The sequence below is a fragment of the Ruegeria sp. CK2 genome (assembly GCF_056536585.1).
Window position 1 is genome coordinate 1 of the sequence record NZ_JBQFPW010000040.1, and the last position, 6,005, is coordinate 6,005.

Genomic DNA, 6,005 nt, shown 5'->3' on the forward strand with positions numbered 1-6,005 from the left:
AACGGAGACCGGTGCTGTGATGTGAGTTCATGACTGTCAGGGTGTCGCTGACCTTAACTTCCTTTGCGATCGTGAGACGAGGTCTTGGCGCTTCGACTTCGGAGACCAAAGAACTGGCAGCAAGCTCAAATCCGCGCGTATACTTATCTGCAACCATCAAGACCTGTCCTGCGAGGGCCTGGTTGAGGGCTGGAGCGAGGGCGCCACTGGCGATGATGCCGGTTTCGGCGAGCGGTATGGCTTCGCTCTCGATGGTGTTGCCCTGGTAGACAACAAGTTCACCCATCGGATGCATGGCGCGTTCCAGATTAAGGAGGCCGTGCCCGTACTTCGGGTCAACACCCGGGTCACCGAGATCTTCGGCTGAGTCGAATAAAATCTGAGCGATTACGGGGGCTTTCAGGTGTGGCCACTGGCTCTTCAATACGGCATATGCTCCAGTAACATAGGGCGCTGCAATGGATGTTCCGCTTATACTAGTGAAGCCGTTGCCGTTATCATGAGGGATGTTAATGACACCTGTGCCTGGCGCAGCGAGGCAAAAGTGCATTGCGACGCCACAGTGGTTGGAGGAGTGCCATAGGCTCTTGTCTTCACGGACCGCCACTACGGCGATGAAGTGACCGAGATAATCGTCCAGAACGACTGGAATGCCTGCGAGGACTCCGACCTCGGGCAGGCCGCTGTTGCCTGCGGCAAAAACGGTCATCAAGTCAGCCGCTTTGGCGGCTTTCAGGGCGGTGATGGTTTTGCCGTCAACGCCGCCAAGAAATTTTTCGAGATTTTCGCGATTTTTGTCCGAAGAGAGATTTGGATCTGTATAATCAGCGATTGTCTTTTCGACGATGAAATCATCGACAATTTTGGTTCGACCCCAGCTGTTGTTCATGACATGCGCACCAGCGTCAATTGCGCGGTTTATGGCAGCAGCCCATATGTTCTCGATCGGAATCGTTAATGCGGTGTAGTCGCCCCGTGCTCTTATTCCCTTGAAGATGACAAGCTCGGATTCAAAGGCAACGCCGTGCAGGCCTTGACCGTCTTTCCTGCCTGCCGCGATGTTGGCAACATGCGTGCCATGACCGGAACGGCCATGACCGTCAGGTTCAGAAATATCTTTGGGGTCTCCGACAAAATAGGAATGGCTGTTGTCAAAGTCGATTTTATTGTCGACGCCTGGAAGGTTGGCGAATTCTGGACTGTCGAGATCAATGCCCGTGTCCAGTATTGCAATCTTTACGCCCTGTCCTCGCCAGCCTTGAGCGTATCTTGTATCGGCTCCAATCAGAGACAAGGCATAGTTTTCTTCGAATTCCGGGGTTCGGTAGTAGGCGGGTTCGTCAGGGCGGGGACCTGGATTGGGGTTTGGAACGCCGGGCCCTGGGTTGGGCCACGGGGAAGGTGATGGCGGGGGCCCTGGGTTGGGATTGGGATCAGGATTTGGAACGCCGGGCCCTGGGTTGGGATTGGGATCAGGATTTGGAACGCCGGGCCCTGGGTTGGGATTTGGATTAGGGTTTGGAACGCCGGGCCCTGGGTTGGGATTTGGATTAGGGTTTGGATCAGGGTTGGGATTGGGGTCTGGACCGGATTCTGTCCCAGAGTCTCCTCCACCACCGCCTGCGAGAGAAGCTGCGGCCCCAACTGCGGCGATCCCGAGGGCGATCGAACCAATGCCGAAGGTCTCCCTCACGCTGAGTTCCGAAAGGGAAAAGCGACGGGTGTCTGGCGCCCGGTTTAAGGTTTGACGGAGGTAGTCCTCCATAATCTCCGGGCGGTTCAGGAGGATGTATTCGTGCGCATCCTCGAAGGTCGATGGATCTCGCGCATGTTCGCTGACGAGGAATCTCAAGGCCTGCTGATCTGAATAGTGGGTAAGTTGGTCTGAGTAGATATTTGCCGAGGCGGAAGTGGCCAGGGTGACAATGGCCGTGGCGGCAAGAACCAGCTTCTTAAAAGGACGCATGACGATTGTTCTGCTTTGGCTGTGAAAATGTAATCACTCGATCGCCACCGCGAGCCTTTTATATCAATGAACTGACAGACCCACCCGGATTGCAAGTAACAGTCTGAATTTATTGCGGATATTAGCGCGTTTTTTATCGAGCATTCGGCGGGCGAGTCATTCACCACCAGCCGAACACTAGGACTCGGCTGCCACATCGGGAAATACTGTAATTCTATATTACAATAGACATAAACTATGGCCCGACCTGCGCCCGCCAGATTTTCATTTCATCAACACAGTCCAATGAAAAGATGCTCCAGGCGGGCACCCTTTAAGGTATGCGTTTCAGCGAGACATCAGATTACTCCTACTCCTGCTTCGCTTCTCTCGAAGCGCTTCGTAAGGCGTTTTATCGCGTGTACCCATGCGGCCGTACACGATTTACGCGCACGCCAATCTATCTATGGATTATATGTAAGATGATTAAGGCTATTTTTGTATATCTAGGTGTTTGATCCCACGTTCAACGGCGCTCAGCGAAGATGAAGAGGCAATGGTCGTTGCATTCCGGCGGTATACGCTGTTGCCACTGGACGATTGTTTGTATGCGTTACAGCCGACGATCCCGCACTTGACGCTCTCTTCCTTGCATCGATGTCTGCAGCGGCACGGGATATCGTGTCTGCCGGATGTCGCGGGTGACAAGCCGAAGCGTCAGAAGTTCAAGCGCTACCCGATTGGCTATTTCCACATCCACTGCCCGGCAGGCGCATCTGACAGATGCTGCCGAGAGGGGACATTGCTGAGGTGAGAACCGAGGAAGGCAAACTGCATCTCTTTGTGGCCATTGACCGCACGAGCAAGTTCGCTGTTGCGCAACTGGTCGATAAAGCAAACCGCAAGACAGCATGGGAGTTCCTTGAGCATTTGCTGGAGAACGTGCCCTATCAAATTCACACGATCCTGACAGGTAACGGCATCCAATTTGCAGAGCAGCCCCGAAACCGGAACACTGCTTATTCTCGGCCAATGCGCTTCGACATGATCTGCGCAGCTAATGGGATCGAGCACCGGCTGACGAAGCCAAATCATCCGTGGAGTTCTGAGGATCAGAAAACGATCCGGGGGATCGTTTTCCCGAGGGACGGCCAAGTCGAACGGATGAACCGAACGATCAAGGATGCGACGGTGAAACGCTATCACTACGCCAGCAACGACCAGCTTCGCAGCCATCTCGCTGACTTCTTGGACGCATACAACTTCGCGCGCCGCCTCAAGACACTGAGCGGCCTCACGCCTTACGAATACATCTGCAAAATCTGGACTTCAGAGCCAGAAAGATTCATCCTTAATCCGATCCACCAGATGCCGGAACTAAACACCCAGGAGTAATTCCGGTGAACCCCACCTTCAGAGTTGCAGTCATTGAGACCATGAGGCTGATAAGCCTGCCGGGCGCGGGCCAGCCATAGCTGATGTCTATGTAAATATAGAATCATGGTATTTTCCAATTCAGCGATCTGGTTTCAGTGTCTGATGAGAGTCGAATTGAGTGGCCGCATTTGCGGGCAGTCAAACAGCAAATCTTTGGAATGTTGGCCGAGACAGTAGCAACAGTTTTTCGCTCATCATTAGCACGTACAGCACGCAAACGAGATCAACTCAATTGTTCATCAGCTTGAATTGGAGAAAGTCATGACCGTTATGAACAACGCACCTGTTTTGACAACTTTATTGCCCAATCAGTCTTCAGCGGAAGATGAGGCTGTGAGCTTTGCCCTGCCAGCGAATGCCTTCACCGATCCGGATGGCGATGCGCTGACCTTGACTGCGACGCTGCTTGACGGTGCGGCCCTGCCTGGCTGGTTGGTGTTTGATGCGGCTGCGGGGAGCTTCTCGGGCACACCACCCCAGGACTACACTGGCATAGTCAATGTCATGGTGACGGCCAGCGATGGATCTCTTTCAGAAAGCGATGCCTTCGCGCTTGATATTACACCTGTGAACGATGCCCCTGTCGCGTTTGATGATGTTGCGCAAAGCCCCGCTCCGATCACGGAAGATGTTGTCACGTCGATTGATACCGCTACGCTTCTGGCCAATGACAGCGATGTCGACGGGGATGCGCTCACGGTGAAAGGAGTTGATGCCATGAGTGCGCATGGCGCAACCCTGACGCTGAACTCCGACGGCACGATCAGCTACGATCCAAGAGATGCTGAGGCTGTTCAGGCCCTGGCAGAAGGCCAGACCCTGACGGATACCTTCACCTACACCGTCGAGGACGGCCATGGCAGTGAAAGCACCGCGACCGTTTCAGTGGTTGTGCACGGAACCAATGATGCCCCCGTTGTGGCGATTGCGTTGCCTGATCAGTCTTCAGCGGAAGACGAGGTCGTGAGTTTTGCGCTGCCAGCCAATGCGTTCACGGATGTGGATGGCGATGCGCTGACCTTGAGTGCAACGCTGACGGATGGTTCGGCCCTGCCGGACTGGCTGGTGTTTGATGCGGCTGCGGGGAGCTTCTCGGGCACACCGCCGCAGGACTTCCATGGCATGGTCAATGTCACGGTGACGGCCAGCGATGGCTCACTCACAGCCAGCGATAGCTTTGTGCTTGATATCACCCCTGTCAACGATGCCCCTGTCGCGGTTGGTGATGTTGCGCAAAGCTCCAATCCGATCACAGAAGATGTTGTCACTTCGATTGATATCGCCACGCTTCTGGTCAATGACAGCGATGTCGAAGGGGATGCGCTCACGGTGTCAGAGGTTGATGCCGAAAGTGCGCATGGGGCCACCCTGACGCTGAACACCGACGGGACGATCAGCTACGATCCAAGAGATGCAGATGCTGTTCAGGCTCTGGCAGAGGGCGAGACCCTGACGGATACATTCACCTATACCGTCAGTGACGGCAATGGCGGTGAAAGCACCGCGACCGTTTCAGTGGTTGTGCACGGAACCAATGATGCCCCTGTTGTGGCGATTGCGTTGCCTGATCAGTCTTCAGCGGAAGATGAAGTTGTGAGCTTTGCACTGCCCGCCAATGCCTTCACGGATGTGGATGGCGATGCACTGACCTTGACTGCGACGCTGACAGATGGTTCGGCGCTGCCGGGCTGGCTGGTGTTTGATGCGGTCGCGGGGAGCTTCTCGGGCACACCACCCCAGGATTTCAATGGCATGGTCCATGTCACGGTGACGGCCAGCGATGGCTCACTCACAGCGAGCGATGCCTTTGTGCTTGATATCACCCCTGTCAACGATGCCCCGGTCGCAGTTAATGATGTGGCTCAAACCGCCACTCTGGTCACAGAAGATGCTGTCACCTTGATTGATAGCGCCACGCTTCTGACCAATGACAGCGATGTCGAAGGGGATGCGCTCACGGTGAAAGAGGTTGATGCCATGAGTGCGCATGGGGCCAACCTGACGCTGAACACCGACGGGACGATCAGCTACGATCCAACCAACGCAGAGGCTGTTCAGGCCCTGAAAGAGGGTCAGCCCCTTATTGACACATTTACCTACACGGTCGAAGACGGCCATGGCGGTGAGAGCACCGCAAGTGTTTCAGTGGTTGTGCACGGAACCAACGATGCCCCTGTTCTGGCCCTTGCGTTGCCTGATCAGTCTTCCGCGGAAGATGAAGCCGTGAGCTTTGCGCTGCCGGCCAATGCCTTCACGGATGTGGATGGCGATGCGCTGACCTTGAGTGCAACGCTGGATGGAGGTGTGGCCCTGCCGGACTGGCTGGTGTTTGATGCGGCTGCGGGGAGCTTCTCGGGCACACCGCCGCAGGACTTCAACGACATTTTGAGTGTCACGGTGACAGCCAGTGACGGATCTCTGTCAGAAAGCGGCACCTTTGTGCTTGATATCACTCCTGTCAACGATGCCCCTGTCGCAGCACTTGCATTGGAGGATCAGTCTTCAGAAGAAGATGAAGCCGTGAGCTTTGCTCTGCCAGCGAATGCATTCACGGATGTGGATGGCGATGCGCTGACCTTGACTGCGACGCTGCTTGACGGTGCGGCCCTGCCGAACTGGTTGG

General features: G+C 55.2%; 2 protein-coding genes and 1 pseudogene. 2 read left to right on the forward strand and 1 reads right to left on the reverse strand.

Features of this window, described 5'->3' with window-relative positions:
- On the reverse strand, positions 1 to 1,294 hold a 1,294-nt coding region (locus tag ACR0BU_RS24430), incomplete at its 3' end, for a S8 family peptidase (protein ID WP_480739514.1).
- Between the two features lie 1,171 nt (positions 1,295 to 2,465).
- Here ACR0BU_RS24430 and ACR0BU_RS24435 point away from each other — a divergent pair.
- Positions 2,466 to 3,340 (forward strand): annotated as a pseudogene (locus tag ACR0BU_RS24435) (DDE-type integrase/transposase/recombinase); the annotation flags it as partial.
- Between the two features lie 303 nt (positions 3,341 to 3,643).
- On the forward strand, positions 3,644 to 6,005 hold a 2,362-nt coding region (locus ACR0BU_RS24440), incomplete at its 3' end, for a tandem-95 repeat protein (RefSeq protein WP_480739516.1).